This is a genomic window from Denitratisoma sp. agr-D3 (assembly GCF_054658675.1).
Genome location: NZ_BAAGIA010000003.1, coordinates 95,760 through 109,184, shown reverse-complemented (window position 1 = coordinate 109,184; position 13,425 = coordinate 95,760). Strand labels below are relative to the sequence as shown.

Sequence of the window (13,425 nt, the reverse complement as noted above, 5' to 3'; positions counted from 1 at the left end):
GCGGGCGTCTAGAGCTCGCCGGTGAGCAGGGAGGCGCCCAGCAGGGCGCGCCGGCGCAGCCAGGGGCTGGGCCGGTAGCGGGGATCCCGATAGACGGTGAACAGGCAATCGAGAATATCGAGAATGCGCTTGGGGCCGATGGCATCCCCTAGGCCCAGCGGGCCATGGGGACAGCCCAGGCCCAGGGTCACGGCCCGGTCGATGTCGGTGGGCGTGGCGATGCCCTGCTGGGCGATGTCGCAGGCCACGTTCACCATGTGGGCCACCACCCGCTGGGCGACGAAGCCGGCACTGTCGCGGATCACCGTCACCTTGCTGCCGTCGGCGGCAAACAGGCCGTGGGCGGCCTGGCGGGTGGCGGCGGAAGTGACGGGGGTGGTCATCAGGGTACGACGTCGTCCCGGTTCCAGCCCGAACAGGACGTCCACGGCGATGGTGCGATGGGCGTCGAGACCTTCCCGGTCGGCGCAGCTGCTGGCGTCCAGTCCCCGTGGCGTGACGATGCAAAGGGCCTTGGCGCTGGGCCGCAGCCCGGTTTCCACGATGGCGCCCAAACGCGTTACCAGTTCGCTGACCGCGCGACCGAATTCAGGATGGGCTTGGCTGATCCAGAGCGGCGGCAGGGCGGCCAGGACCAGGGCCGGCGCCTTGCTTTCCTCCAGGGCGGCGGCGGGGCCGACCACCCGGTCGCCGTCGTAGCGATAGAAACCACGACCACTCTTGCGGCCGAGCAGGCCGGCGGCCAGGTATTGCCGCGTCAGGTGGGACGGACGGAAGCGTGGGTCCTGGAAATACTGTTGGTAGATGGATTCCTGGGCCGGCTGAAAGACATCGATGCCGATCAGGTCCAGCAGTTCCAGGGGGCCGTGGGGGAAGCCGGCGCTCTCGCGCATGATGCGGTCGATGGCGGGCACGTCGGCCACGTTTTCCCCGATCAGGCGCAGGCCTTCGGCGATGTAGGCGCGTCCGGCGTGGTTGACGATGAAGCCGGGGCTGTCCTTGGCCCGCACGGCGGTATGGCCCAGGCGTTGGCCCAGGGCGAGCAGGGCATCGCCGACGGCGGGGGCGGTGAGCAGACCGTCCACCACCTCGACGATTTTCATTGCCGGCGCCGGGTTGAAAAAGTGAAAGCCGGCCACTCGTTCCGGCCGCTGACAGGCGGCGGCGAGGGCGGTGATGGAGAGGGAAAAACTGTTGCTGGCCAGGATGCAGTCCGGCGTCACCACGGCTTCCAGGGCGGCGAAGAGTTGCTGCTTGCTTTCCAGGTGCTCGTCGATGGCCTCCACCACGACCTGGGCCGGCGCCAGGCCGGAAAGGGCCTCCACGCTGCGCAGCCGGGAACGGATGGCGGCGGCATCCTGCTCCGGCGTCGCGGCCAGTTGCCCGGTGATGGTGGCGATGGCGCTGTCCGCCGCGCCCGGGCGGGCATCGAACAAGAGCACCTGCATGCCGGCCTCGGCGGCCAAGCGGGCAATACCGCTGCCCATGGCGCCGGTGCCGACCAGGCCGAGGGTGGCGATGTCCATGGCGGCTTCCTTATTCCACGAAACGGACGAAGTTGGCCAGGGGCTCCCGCTCGGTGACCAGCCGATTGGCCGGTTCCGCCGGGTCTTCGTGGCCCAGGGCCATGCCGCAGATCAGCATCTGGTCGTCGGGGATGCCGAGGCGGGGACAGATGATGCCGTGGAAACGCTGGAATGCCTGCTGCGGGCAGGTGTGCAGGCCATGGCTGCGGGCGGCGGTCATGACGTTCTGCATGTACATGCCCAGGTCCATCCAGGCGCCGTATTCCATGTCCCGGTCCAGGGTGAAGAACAGGCCCACGGGAGCGCCGAAGAAATCGTAGTTGCGGCCCTGCTGGCGCACCATGGCTTCCTTGTCCTCCTTGCCGATGCCCAGCACGCCGTAGAGATCCTTGCCGATCTTGCGCCGGCGGGACAGGTAGGGCTCGCGCCATTGGCGCGGGTAGTACTGGTATTCGTCCTCGTGGCTGGCGTTGTCACTGGCGTAGGCGGCGAGGATGGCGTTGCTCAATTCGTGCCGCGCCGCGCCGGTGCAGACGTAGACGTGCCAGGGTTGGATGTTGGTGCCGCTGGGGGCGCGGGTGGCCAGGGTGAGGATATCCTCGATGGTGGCACGGGGCACCGGCGTGGGCAGAAAGCCGCGCACGGAGCGGCGGCTGGCGATGGCTTCGCGGGCGGACATGGCGGTATCGGTCATGGGGTTTCCTCGAAGGGGATGGGGCAGTCAGGGGGTGGATTCCCAGTGCACGCTGGCGGCCATCAGATAGCCGGCACCGTACACCGTCTTGATCAATTTGGGTTCGTGGGGGTCGTCGCCGAGCCGCTTGCGCAGGCGGGAGACGCGCACGTCGATGCTGCGGTCCAGGGGGGACAGGTCGCTGGTGCCGGCCAGTTGTTCCCGGGTCAGGATGCGGTTGGGTTTTTCCAGCAGCAGCAGGAGCAGCCGGGCCTCGGCGGTGCCGAGGAAATCCTCGCTGCCGTCGGGGGAGACCAGGGAAAAACTGGCGGGGTTGAAGCGCCAGCCGGCGAAGCTGGCCAGCTTGGGACTGTCGCTTTTTTCGCTGCGGTCGTAGCGGCGCAGGATGCTGCGTACCCGGGCCACCAATTCCCGTGGTTCGAAGGGTTTGACCATGTAGTCGTCGGCCCCCAGCTCCAGGCCCAGCACCTTGTCGGAGACGATGCCACGGCCGGTGAGGATGAGCACGCCGCAATCGTGGTGTTGCTGGATTTCCTTCACCACGTCGAGGCCGTCCCGGTCGGGCAGGCCCAGGTCCACGATGCACAGGGCGGGCTGGATCTGGGGAATGTGCCGCAGCAGGTCGGTGCCGGTGCGGAACCATTTGTGGCGGAAACCGAATTCCCCCAGTACCTGGCCCAGGGTGCGGGCCACCAGGGGATCGTCTTCGGCGAGGGCGATCAGACGCGGATCGAAAGTGTTTTCCATTGCGGGCGGCGGAACGAGCTCGTAGCCCCGCAAGTGTATAGCCAATCGGTGTTGGATCGCGCGTGACGGTCAGGGGCCGGGAAAAGGAACGCGTTACGATTGGTTACATTCCTTCTACGCTTGATTAAACTTCACCGGCCAAGATGAGGCAGCCCTGAAGGATTGAAGCGCTTGTTCGGAGGAGGAAGGCGTGTCACAAGATCCCTATGCAATCGGCCTGGAAAAAAACGCGGCCAACTATGTTCCCCTGTCGCCCCTGAGTTTTCTTGAGCGCAGCGCGGCGGTCTATCCGCGACGGCTCAGCGTGATTCACGGCGAGCGGTCGTTTACCTGGGGCGAGACCTACGCCCGCTGTCGTCGCCTGGCTTCCGCCCTGCGCAAGCTGGGCATCGGCAAGGGCGACACGGTGGCGGCCATGCTGCCCAATGTGCCCGCCATGTGCGAAATGCACTTCGGCGTGCCCATGTCCGGGGCGGTGCTCAATACCCTCAATACCCGTCTCGACGCCGAGGCCATCGCCTTCATGCTGGGCCACGGCGAAGCCAAGGTGCTGTTCGTGGACCCGGAGTACCAGCCGGTGGTGGCCAAGGCCCTGAAACTGTTGGAAGGGCCGCCGCCCCGTGTGATCGACGTGTTCGACAGCCAGTACGTGGCCGACAAGCGCATCGGCGACATTGAGTACGAGGACTTCATCGCCGCCGGCGACCCGGATTTCGCCTGGTCCCTGCCCGCGGACGAATGGGATCCGATCTGCCTCAACTACACCTCGGGCACCACGGGTAATCCCAAGGGGGTGGTCTACCACCACCGGGGCGCCTATCTGAACGCCGCCAGCAACATCATTTCCTGGGCCATGCCGCCCCACAGCGCGTATCTGTGGACCCTGCCGATGTTCCACTGCAACGGCTGGTGCTTCCCCTGGACCATGGCCGCCAACGCCGGGATCAACGTCTGCCTGCGGCGCATCGATCCGGCCCTGGTGTACGACCAGATCCGGCGCCACCAGGTCACTCACATGTGCGGCGCGCCCATCGTGTACGGCATGCTGATCAACGCCCCCGAGGCCTTGCGCCAGGGCATCGATTGGTCCATCAACGGCCTGATCGCCGGCGCCGCGCCGCCCCTGGCCATCATCGAGGGGGCGGCCAAGACCGGCTTCAACCTGACCCACGTCTATGGCCTGACCGAAACCTACGGCCCCGCCGCCGTCTGCGCCAAGCAGGAGGGCTGGGACGAGCTGCCCTTGGAGGAGCGGGCCGTGGTCAATGGTCGCCAGGGGGTGCCCTATCACATGCAGCAGGCCATCACGGTGCTGGACCCGGTGACCCTGGAACCGGTGCCGAAGGACGGCGAAACCATGGGCGAGGTGTTCTTCCGCGGCAACCTGACCATGAAGGGGTATTTGAAGAATCCCAAGGCCAGCGAGGAGGCCTTCGCCGGCGGCTGGTTCCACACCGGCGACTTGGCGGTGATGCAGCCCGACGGCTACGTGAAGATCAAGGACCGCTCCAAGGACATCATTATTTCCGGCGGCGAGAACATTTCCTCCCTGGAAGTGGAGGACGTGCTCTACAAGCATCCCGACGTGGTGACCGCCGCTGTGGTGGCCAAGCCCGATCCCAAGTGGGGCGAGGTGCCCTGCGCCTTCGTCGAGCTGCGGACCGGGGCGACGGTGACCGAGGCGGCCATGGTCGAGTACTGCCGCCAGCACCTGGCCCACTTCAAGGTGCCCAAGCAGGTGGTGTTCGGCACGGTGCCCAAGACCTCCACCGGCAAGATCCAGAAATTCATCCTGCGCCAGCGCATGGACTCCCAATCCGCCATCGAGTAGCCGTCCCATGACCCTGATCAACACGTCCCTGGCCGAGGGCGTGGGTTTCATCACCCTCGACAACGACGACAAGTACAACCTGCTGGGGGAACGCTTCGCCTACGAAATCGGCGTCGCCCTGGACGGCTTTGAGCGGGAAAACGCCCGGGCCGTGATCCTGCGGGCCAATCCCGGGGTCAAGGTGTGGTCCGCCGGCTACGACGTGGAAGCCTTGCCGGCGGTGGGGCACGACCCCTTGCAATGGGCCGATCCCCTGCGCAAGCTGGTGCGGGACATCCAGTCCTTTTCGGCGCCGGTGATCGCCCAGGTGACGGGCAGTGTCTGGGGCGGTGCCTGCGAGGCGGTGTTCGCCTGCGATCTGATCGTGGCCAGTCCCGCCTCCACCTTTGCCGTGACGCCGGCGCGCCTGGGCATTCCCTACAACCCCACCGGCCTCACCACCTTCCTCAATGCCGTGCCCCTGGCCGTCGTCAAGGAAATGCTGTTTTCCGCCCGGCCCTTGTCCGCCGCCCGTCTGGAGCGGCTGGGCGCGGTCAATCACGTGGTGGAAGAGGCGGAAATCGGCGCGTTTTGCGAACAGTTGGCGGCGGATATCGCCGCCAACGCCCCCCTCGCGGTGGCGGTGATGAAGGAGCAGTTGCGCCTGTTGTCCGCCGCGCCACCCTTGAGCGCCCAGGAGTTCGAGCGCATCCAGGGCCAGCGGCGGGTGGTCTACGGCAGCGAGGATTACGCCGAGGGTCGGCGCGCCCTGGTGGAAAAGCGCAAACCCGAGTTTCGCGGCGAATAGCTGCCGGGGCGTCAGTCGGCGGCCAGACCTTTTTGCAGCAGTTCGGCGACCAGTTCGTTAAGGGGCACGCCCCGGCTGGCCGCTTGTGCCTGCAAGGTGGCCACCAGATCTTGGTTCAGCTTGACGGCAAAGGGCACCAGGCCCAAGGCCTGGTCGCGGCGGCGCTGTTCCTTCTTGTCCAACGGGGATGCGCCTTGAGCGAAGCGCTCGGGGCTGGCGCTATTGCGCAGTTGGCCGTTGATCTTGAGGCCCAGGTTCTTGTGCAGGTCGGTGAATTTCATCGCCATGGCGGTTTCCTTGGAAAAAACGGTCAAACCCGCAGCAGGGCGACCTTGAGGGGGTGTTGTCCATCGTGGCTGGGGAAGTCGGCTTCGGGCGCGATCCATTCCATCGCGCGGATGGGGCGGCCCGCCTTGCGGGCGCTGCGCTCCAGTTGGTCCAGCCAGGCTTCCCGCTGCACTTGGGCCACGTTGTTGCAGCAGATCAGGGTGCCGCCTTCCTCGGTGCAGAGCAAGGCCGGCTTGAAGACGCCGGGATAATCGTGCACCAGGTCCACCACGCCGAAGGGGCTGCGGGCGTAACGGGGCGGATCGAGAAACACCAGGTCGAAGCGACGCGGCGCCAGCTTGGGGAAGGGCGGCATGGGTTTGCCCCGCACCCGGTCCGGCTGGCCGATGCCGGCGTATTGGCGGGCGGCGGCGAAGACGTCGCTTTTGATGAAGCGGGGGCGGTGGGGCAGGTCGTTGAGGCCGGCATTGCCCTTGCCCACTTGCAGGCTGGATTCGGCGAAGTCCACATTGACGACGAATTCAGCGCCGGCCTTGGCGGCGGCGATGCCGACGCCGCAGGTGTAGGCGAACAGATTGAGGACGGACTTGCCCGCGGCCTCGGCCATGACGCGGCGCCGGGCGGCTCGCAGGTCCAGGAACAGCCAGGGGTCCTGCCCCTGATGGCGGGCCTGGATCTGGTATTGGACGCCCATTTCGCTGGCGATCACGGGCTGCTGGGCAAAGGCCTTTTCCTCGGCACCGAGGGCATTGGCGATGCGCGAATTGCGTTGGCTGCGGTCGTTGTAAACGCGGGTCAGCCCGGGCTGGGCGGCGGCGTAAAAGCCATCGATGGCGGCCAGGGCGGCTTCGTCCAGGGTGTGGTGAAAGCTTTGCACCAGTAACAAATCGCCGTAGCGGTCCACCGTCAGGCCGGTATGGTCCGGCAGGCCCTCGACGCTGCCGTGGAACAGACGATAGCAGGTGGTGGCCTCCGCCTGCCACTGAGGCAGCAGTTCGCGCCGAGCTTGGAAGGCGCGGTCCAGGTGGTCGATCAGGGACGGTGCGGCAGCGGTCATGGCGGATGGGCAAGGGCGAGGGGGCGCCATGTTACCCCGCCCCGCCACGTCCGCCGGGCTTATTTGCCCTTAGCGCAGCCAGGCGGAGAAGAGGGGCAGCAGCAAGGGCAGCAACAGGGCCGTGAGCAGGCCGTTGAGGCCCATGGCCAGGGCGGAGAAGGCGCCCATCTGCTCGTTTTCCTGGAAGGCGCGGGCGGTACCGATGCCGTGGGCGGCGATACCCATGGCGAAGCCCTTCATGGCCGGATCGCGCACCCGCAGCAGGCGGTAGAGGCCGCTGCCACCCACGGCGCCGATGATGCCGGTGGTGAGCACCATCAGCGCGGCAAGGGACGGCAGGCCGCCGAGTTTTTCGGCGATGCCCATGGCGATGGGGGTGGTGACCGACTTGGGCGCCAGGGAAATCAAGGTGACCGGGCTGGCACCCAATAGCTTGCCGATGACCAGGGCCGAGACGATGGCCGTGGCGGAGCCGGCCAGCAGGGCCACGGCGAGGGGCAGGACCATCGCATGAAGGCGGCGGATCTGACCGTAGAGGGGCACGGCCAGGGCCACGGTGGCGGGGCCGAGGAGGAAGTGCACGAACTGGGCGCCGTCGAAATAGGTTTGGTAGGAGGTGCCGGTCAATTCCAGCAGGGGAACCAAGAACAACACCGACAGCAGCACCGGGTTGGCGGCGGGGTGGAACTTGGCCTTGCGGAACACCCAGTGGGCGGCCTGGTAGGCCAGCAGGGTGACGGTGAGGCCCAGCAATGGCGAGGCGGCCAGGTAAGCCCAGACTTCGGTGAAGTTGTGGCTCATGAGGGCTCTCCCGGTGTTTTCGGCGCCAGGGCCTTGAGCACCAGGACAGTGACGGCCATGGCGAGGAAGGTGCTGCCGATCAGGGCGGCGGTGATGGGCAGCCATTCGTCGGCCATGCGCTGGAAGTGCAGCATGACGCCGGTGCCGGCGGGGACGAACATCAGTGACAGGTGTTGCAGCAGGGTGTTGGCGCTGGTTTTGGTGCCTTCGTCGGGGCCGCCGCGCAGGACCAGGGCAAGGAACATCAGGGCCATGCCGATGACGGGGCCGGGAATGGGCAGGCCGAAACTGCGGGCGATGATTTCGCCGACGAGCTGGAAGAGGAGAAGTTGGGTCAGGGCGGCAAGCATGGGAAAACGGGGCGGGGACGAGGTCGCCAGTGTATTACCCCGTCGGAGAAAGCATAAGGCCCCGAAGAGGCTAGGCAGTTTGTACTGCTAGTCTTTAATCGATGGGCGGCCTGAAGGGATCAGGCGAGGACATCCACGTTGTTGCCGAGATGGGGCGGATTGCTGGGGGCCTGGGGCATGACCTGGGCGGCGGCTTCCAGGAGCTGCAACACGCCGGCGCCTTGGAGTTCCATAGCCTTTTTTTGCACCGAAATCTGGGCTTCGGCCAGGGTGCGGGTCTGGGCCAGGTCGGTGGCGAGGGATGCGATGGCACTGACGTCCATGGGATTCTCCTAGGGGCAACGTATCTATTATCGGCCGATTTTCGGGCTTCTTGAATGGAAAACGCCCCGGCCTTGTGGGCCGGGGCGTTGAGGTTGCCGGACAGGGTAAGTCCGGCGGCCTTTAAACGGGACGGATCAGACGGCGACGGTGTCGGCCACTTCCTTGAACTCGGCGATCTGGTCGAAGTTCATGTAGCGGTAGACGTCGGCGGCCTTGGCGTTAACCGCCTTGACCTGCTCCTGGTACTCGGCCACGGTGGGCAGCTTGCCCATCAGGGCGGCCACGGCGGACAGCTCGGCGGAGGCCAAATAGACGCGGGTGTCGATGCCCAGGCGGTTGGGGAAGTTACGGGTCGAGGTGGACACGGCCGTGGAACCCTTCTTGATCTGGGCTTGGTTGCCCATGCAGAGGGAGCAGCCGGGCATTTCCATGCGGGCGCCGGACTTGCCCAGCACCGAGTAGTAGCCTTCCTCGTTGAGGATCATGGCGTCCATCTTGGTGGGCGGGGCGATCCAGAGGCGGGTGGGGATGTCGGACTTGCCGTCCAGTACCTTGCCCGCGGCACGGAAGTGGCCGATGTTGGTCATGCAGGAGCCGATGAAGACCTCGTCGATCTTGTCGCCCTGGACGTCGGACAGCAGCTTCACGTCGTCCGGGTCGTTGGGGCAGGCCAGGATGGGCTCCTTGACGTCGGCCAGGTCGATTTCGATCACGGCAGCGTAGTCGGCGTCGGCGTCGGGGGCCAGCAGGGTGCCGTTGGCAATCCAGTCTTCCATGGACTTGATGCGGCGCTTCAGGGTGCGGGCATCTTCGTAGCCATTGGCGATCATCCACTTCATCAGGGTGATGTTGGAACGCATGTACTCGACGATGGGCTCCTTGTTCAGGCGCACGGTGCAACCGGCGGCGGAACGCTCGGCGGAGGCGTCAGTGAGTTCGAAGGCTTGTTCCACCTTGAGGTCGGGCAGGCCTTCGATTTCCAGGATGCGGCCGGAGAAGATGTTCTTCTTGCCTTGCTTGGCCACGGTCAGCAGGCCTTGCTTGATGGCGTAGTAGGGGATGGCGTTCACCAGGTCGCGCAGGGTGATGCCGCGCTTGCCGGCTTCTTCCATGGAACCCTTGAAGCGCACCAGCACGGATTCGGGCATGTCCAGGGGCATCACGCCGGTGGCGGCGGCGAAGGCCACCAGGCCGGAACCCGCGGGGAAGGAGATGCCGATGGGGAAGCGGGTGTGGCTGTCGCCGCCGGTACCCACGGTGTCGGGCAGCAGCAGGCGGTTGAGCCAGGAGTGGATCACGCCGTCACCGGGACGCAGGGAAACGCCGCCACGGGCAGTGATGAAGGAGGGCAGGGTGCGGTGCATCTTCACGTCCACCAGCTTGGGATAAGCGGCGGTGTGGCAGAAGGACTGCATCACTAGGTCGGCGGAGAAGCCCAGACAGGCCAGGTCCTTCAGCTCGTCGCGGGTCATGGGGCCGGTGGTGTCCTGGGAACCCACGGTGGTCATCTTGGGTTCGCAGTAGGTGCCGGGACGAACACCCTTGCCTTCGGGCAGGCCGCAGGCGCGACCAACCATCTTCTGCGCCAGGGAGAAGCCCTTGCCGGTGTCGGTGGGGGTGCCGGGCAGGCGGAACAGGGTGGAGGCGGGCAGCTTGAGGGCTTCCCGGGCCTTGGCGGTGAGGCCGCGGCCGATGATCAGGTTGATCCGGCCACCGGCGCGGACTTCGTCCAGGATCACCGGGGTCTTGAGCTGGGCTTCGGCGATCACGGCACCGTTCTTGAGGGCGGTGACCTTGGCGGTGGCTTGGTCGATCTTGAGCTCGATCTCGTCACCCATGTTCATCTGGGTCGCGTCGATTTCCACGGGCAGGGCGCCGGCATCTTCCATGGTGTTGAAGAAGATGGGGGCGATCTTGCTACCCAGGCAGACGCCGCCGAAGCGCTTGTTGGGCACGAAGGGGATGTCTTCGCCGGTGAACCAGAGCACGGAGTTGGTGGCGGACTTGCGGGAAGAGCCGGTACCGACCACGTCGCCCACGTAGGCGATCAGGTTGCCCTTCTTGGCCAGGGCTTCCAACTGCTTGACGGGGCCGCGGTTGCCCGGTTCGTCGGCTTCGATGCCGGGACGGGGGTTCTTCAGCATGGCCAGGGCATGCAGGGGGATGTCGGGACGGGACCAGGCATCGGGAGCGGGGGACAGGTCGTCGGTGTTGGTTTCGCCGGTCACCTTGAACACGGTCAGCTTCTGGCTGGCGGGCACTTCGGGGCGGGAGGTGAACCACTCGGCGTCGGCCCAGGATTGCAGCACGGCCTTGGCGTTGGCGTTGCCCTTGTCGGCCAGTTCCTTCACGTCGTGGAAGAAGTCGAACATCAGCAGGGTGTGCTTGAGGGCGTTGGCGGCCACGGCGCCCACTTCGGCGTCGCCGAGGACGTCGATCAGGGGCTTGACGTTGTAGCCGCCAAGCATGGTGCCCAGCAGTTCGGTGGCCTTGGCGCGGGAGATCAGGCCACAGGCTTCTTCGCCCTTGGCAACCTTGGCCAGGAATTCGGCCTTGACCTTGGCGGCGTCGTCCACGCCGGCGGGGACGCGGTAGGTGATCAATTCGACGAGGAAGGCCTCTTCACCTTTGGGCGGGTTCTTCAACAAGCCCACCAGTTCGGTGGTTTGTTGGGCGGACAGGGGCAGCGGGGGGATGCCCAGCGCGGCGCGCTCGGCTACATGCTGGCGGTAGGCTTCAAGCATGGCGGTTCCTCTCGTAGTGTGTGTTAGTAAGTTGAGGGTGAGTCGGATGTGTGCGTCAAACGGTACTGCTAAAAAAACGTTGTTCCACCGCGTCGGGCAAGGTCATGCCGGTGGCCTTGGCCCGTTGCAGCAATTCCCAGTAGTAGCGGTAGGAGGCCCGGTCGTGGAGCTTGCCCTGCCATTGGATCGGGCCCCAGTGGGCCTCCTGGGCGGCGCCGACAATGGCGGCCGCGTCGGCCACGGCATCGAAGTCGGGGCGCATCGCTTCCACGATGGGTTGAATCTGGTTGGGGTGGATGCTCCACATGCGCAGGAAACCGAATTCCTGTCGGGCACGCAGGGCGTCGTTGCGCACCACGTCGCTGTCGCGAATTTCGGTGGTGACGTTGTGGGCCGGCACCACGCCGTTGCCCAGGGCCGCGGCGGCGATTTCGCACTTGGCGCGAGCCACCAGGGGATGTTCGAATTGACCGGGAGAGCTCATGGCACTGCCCGGGATGGCGCCGTGGTGGGCGCTGACGAAATCCATGAGGCCGAAGTCGATGCTTTCCACGTGGGGCAGGGCGGCAATCTGCCAGGCCTCGCGCAGGGCCCCGTGGGTTTCGATCAGGACATGGACGGGAATCTCGCGCACGATGCCGTGCTGACGCCGCAGGTCGTCCAGGTGGCTGATCTGGGTCAGGGCGTCGTCGGCGGATTCCGGCTTGGGCAGCACGATATAGGCCAAGCGGTTGCCGGCCTTGCCGACGATGATGTCGAGGTCGTCCTGCCAATGGGGGTGCCGCACGTCATGGATGCGGGCGCCGACGCGGCCGAAGCGGTTGGCCTCGTCCAGGATGAGGTCGGCGACCAGTTGTGCGTGTTCGGTTTCCTGGCCAGCCTTGGCGCCATCTTCGCAATCGCAGGTGATGTCAAAGATGGGGCCCAATTCGGACTGGAGGGCCAGGGCCTTGCGAATCAGTTTTTCGCTGCCGGCGTAATGCTCACAGGCAGGAAGGAAGGGGAAAGGGGCTTCCCCTTCGTAAAGAATGTCGGCGGGATGGGCGTAGCCGTTCATGAATGTGCGCTCGTCCTGGCTTTCGTCATCCCGCCTTCGGCATCAGGCCAGCATGTCCTTGACGCCGTCCTGCTCTTCTTGCAGTTCCTTCAGGGTGAAGTCCATCTTCTCGCGGGAGAAGGCGTCGATTTCCAGGCCCTGAACGCGCTCGTACTTGCCGTTGGCGCAAGTGACGGGCACGCCGTACATGGTGCCGGCGGGAATGCCGTAGGAACCGTCGGAGGGAATACCCATGGTGACCCACTTGCCGTTGGTGCCCAGGGCCCAGTCACGCATGTGGTCGATGGCGGCGTTGGCAGCGGAAGCCGCGGAGGAAAGGCCACGGGCTTCGATGATGGCGGCACCGCGCTTGCCCACCTTGGGGATGTACTCGTTCTTGTACCAGGCTTCGTCGTTCACGACCTTGGGAGCGGGTTGGCCGCCGATGGTGGTGAAACGGATGTCGGGATACATGGTGGGGGAGTGGTTGCCCCAGACGATCATGCTGTCGATGTCGTTCACGGTCTTGCCGGTCTTGGCAGCCAGTTGGGACAGGGCGCGGTTGTGGTCCAGGCGCAGCATGGCGGTGAAGTTGCCGGCGGGCAGATCGGGCGCGGACTTCATGGCGATCCAGGCGTTGGTGTTGGCGGGGTTGCCGACCACCAGCACCTTGACGTTGCGGGAAGCGACTTTGTTTAGGGCCTTGCCTTGGGTGATGAAGATCTTGGCGTTTTCCAGCAGCAGGTCCTTGCGTTCCATGCCGGGGCCACGGGGACGGGCGCCCACGAGCAGGGCGTAGTCGGCGTCCTTGAAGGCCACTTCGGGATCATCGGTGCCCACCATACCGGCCAGCAGGGGGAAGGCACAGTCTTCCAGTTCCATCATCACGCCCTTCAGAGCGGCCTGGGCCTTCTCCATGGGCAGTTCCAGCATTTGCAGGATGACGGGCTGGTCCTTGCCCAGCATTTCGCCGGAGGCGATGCGGAACAGCAGGGCGTAACCGATTTGGCCGGCGGCGCCGGTGACAGCAACACGGACGGGGGCTTTTGCCATTTGGAGGACTCCTAGTGAGGCAGGTTGCGTGGGAAAAAGCGGGCGGGTGACGGCTGGGCCAAGGTGGCAACGGTGTATACGTCTTGCTGCTTTGTGTACTTGTTGCCAGGCGCTTGTGACTTGCCGGATCGGGATGCATGGTAGTTGCTGCACCCCAAAGTGTCAATAGCTATCTTATGTCTTATAT

At 65.6% G+C, this 13,425-nt stretch carries 13 protein-coding genes; 2 read left to right on the top strand and 11 right to left on the bottom strand.

Annotation, left to right across the window (positions count from 1 at the left end):
- Nucleotides 1–8: 8 nt before the first annotated feature.
- The 3 genes from ACYQ2U_RS09070 to ACYQ2U_RS09060 are packed head-to-tail and all read right to left on the bottom strand — an operon-like array spanning nt 9 to nt 2,967.
- A complete protein-coding gene (locus ACYQ2U_RS09070; RefSeq protein WP_459950039.1) occupies nt 9–1,526 on the bottom strand; it encodes a 3-hydroxyacyl-CoA dehydrogenase in 1,518 nt (505 codons plus the stop codon).
- Between the two features lie 10 nt (nt 1,527–1,536).
- Nucleotides 1,537–2,220, bottom strand: coding sequence for a nitroreductase (locus ACYQ2U_RS09065; RefSeq protein WP_459950038.1), 684 nt, complete (start codon nt 2,218–2,220; stop codon nt 1,537–1,539).
- 27 nt (nt 2,221–2,247) lie between these two features.
- The gene (locus ACYQ2U_RS09060; RefSeq protein WP_459950037.1) at nt 2,248–2,967 is read right to left on the bottom strand and encodes a response regulator transcription factor; all 720 of its coding nucleotides are present in this window, start codon (nt 2,965–2,967) and stop codon (nt 2,248–2,250) included.
- Between the two features lie 190 nt (nt 2,968–3,157).
- On the opposite strand from ACYQ2U_RS09060, the gene ACYQ2U_RS09055 reads away from it, so the two are divergent.
- Both ACYQ2U_RS09055 and scpB read left to right on the top strand, forming a co-directional pair.
- Entirely contained in the window at nt 3,158–4,798 is a 1,641-nt protein-coding gene (locus ACYQ2U_RS09055) for an acyl-CoA synthetase (protein ID WP_459950036.1), read from the top strand.
- Nucleotides 4,799–4,805: 7 nt separating this feature from the next.
- Nucleotides 4,806–5,585 (top strand): methylmalonyl-CoA decarboxylase, encoded by a 780-nt coding sequence (scpB, locus tag ACYQ2U_RS09050; RefSeq protein WP_459950035.1) that lies wholly within the window; start codon nt 4,806–4,808, stop codon nt 5,583–5,585.
- Between the two features lie 11 nt (nt 5,586–5,596).
- Here scpB and ACYQ2U_RS09045 read toward each other — a convergent pair whose 3' ends face one another.
- From ACYQ2U_RS09045 to ACYQ2U_RS09010, 8 genes are all read right to left on the bottom strand, one after another.
- A complete protein-coding gene (locus ACYQ2U_RS09045; RefSeq protein WP_459950034.1) occupies nt 5,597–5,872 on the bottom strand; it encodes a hypothetical protein in 276 nt (91 codons plus the stop codon).
- A 23-nt stretch (nt 5,873–5,895) separates the two neighbouring features.
- Nucleotides 5,896–6,930, bottom strand: coding sequence for a class I SAM-dependent rRNA methyltransferase (locus ACYQ2U_RS09040; RefSeq protein WP_459950033.1), 1,035 nt, complete (start codon nt 6,928–6,930; stop codon nt 5,896–5,898).
- Between the two features lie 69 nt (nt 6,931–6,999).
- Nucleotides 7,000–7,731, bottom strand: coding sequence for an LrgB family protein (locus ACYQ2U_RS09035; protein WP_459950032.1), 732 nt, complete (start codon nt 7,729–7,731; stop codon nt 7,000–7,002).
- The gene (locus tag ACYQ2U_RS09030) at nt 7,728–8,081 is read right to left on the bottom strand and encodes a CidA/LrgA family protein (protein ID WP_459950031.1); all 354 of its coding nucleotides are present in this window, start codon (nt 8,079–8,081) and stop codon (nt 7,728–7,730) included. The genes ACYQ2U_RS09035 and ACYQ2U_RS09030 overlap by 4 nt, the downstream gene beginning before the upstream one ends.
- 119 nt (nt 8,082–8,200) lie before the next feature.
- The gene (locus ACYQ2U_RS09025; RefSeq protein ID WP_459950030.1) at nt 8,201–8,404 is read right to left on the bottom strand and encodes a YjfB family protein; all 204 of its coding nucleotides are present in this window, start codon (nt 8,402–8,404) and stop codon (nt 8,201–8,203) included.
- A 135-nt stretch (nt 8,405–8,539) separates the two neighbouring features.
- Entirely contained in the window at nt 8,540–11,149 is a 2,610-nt protein-coding gene (locus ACYQ2U_RS09020; RefSeq protein WP_459950029.1) for a bifunctional aconitate hydratase 2/2-methylisocitrate dehydratase, read from the bottom strand.
- 55 nt (nt 11,150–11,204) lie between these two features.
- On the bottom strand, nt 11,205–12,206 hold the full coding sequence (locus tag ACYQ2U_RS09015; RefSeq protein ID WP_459950028.1) for an HpcH/HpaI aldolase/citrate lyase family protein: 1,002 nt from the start codon (nt 12,204–12,206) through the stop codon (nt 11,205–11,207).
- Between the two features lie 42 nt (nt 12,207–12,248).
- Nucleotides 12,249–13,238 carry a malate dehydrogenase gene (locus tag ACYQ2U_RS09010; protein WP_459950027.1) on the bottom strand — a complete coding sequence of 330 codons (990 nt, stop codon included), beginning with the start codon at nt 13,236–13,238 and terminating at the stop codon, nt 12,249–12,251.
- Nucleotides 13,239–13,425 lie beyond the last annotated feature (187 nt).